Raw genomic sequence first — 657 nt, 5'->3', positions numbered from 1 at the left:
CCTCGCGCCCCTGGAGGGCCCCTGAAGGGCCCCCGACGGGGCCCTGGGGGAACGTCAGGCGAGGCCCTGGGACTTGAGCCAGGTCTGGGCGACGGTGAGGGGGTCGCCGCCCTTGCCCACCTGGCCGTCGAGGGTCATCAGGGTCTCGGTGTCCAGCTTGGCGCTGACCGCGTTGAGCGCGTCCACCGCCGTGGAGGACAGCTTCTTGCTGCCGACCGGGATCACGTTCTGGAAGCCGAACAGGTTGCTCGGGTCCTTGAGCGCGATCCAGCCCTCGCTGCCGATCAGCGAGTCCGTGGTGAAGATGTCGGCCACCTGCACGCTGTTGTTCTTCAGCGCGGCCTCGGAGAGCGAACCGCCGGCGTCCAGCGCCTTGAAGGACTTGAAGTCCAGGTGGTAGACGGACTTGAGGCCGAGCAGGCCCTGCTGCCGGGTCTGGAACTCCGGGCTCGCGCCGATGACCAGCGTCTTCGCCTGGGTGGCGAGGTCGCTGATGGAGGAGTCCTTGGTCAGGTGGAGCTTGTCCGCCGTCTGCTTGTTGACGACCAGCGCGTCCTTGTCCTCCGCCGCGGCGTGGTTCAGCGCCTGCAGGCTCGGGTCCAGCTTCGCCTTCAGCTGGGTGTCGGTGTCCGCCGCGCTGCCGGGGATGGCGGTCTT

Annotated in this window: 1 protein-coding gene; it reads right to left on the bottom strand. The window is 68.6% G+C overall.

The annotated features are described in order from the left end of the window. Positions 1-54 precede the first annotated feature (54 nt). The coding region (locus tag ACFP3V_RS31320) for an ABC transporter substrate-binding protein (protein WP_380591075.1) at positions 55-657 on the bottom strand (603 nt) is incomplete at its 5' end.

It is taken from the genome of Streptacidiphilus monticola (genome assembly GCF_042658505.1).
GTDB classification, from domain to species: Bacteria; Actinomycetota; Actinomycetes; order Streptomycetales; family Streptomycetaceae; genus Streptacidiphilus; species Streptacidiphilus monticola.
The sequence above is the reverse complement of the archived record's forward strand: the minus strand, read 5'-3'. Positions and strand labels throughout refer to the sequence as shown.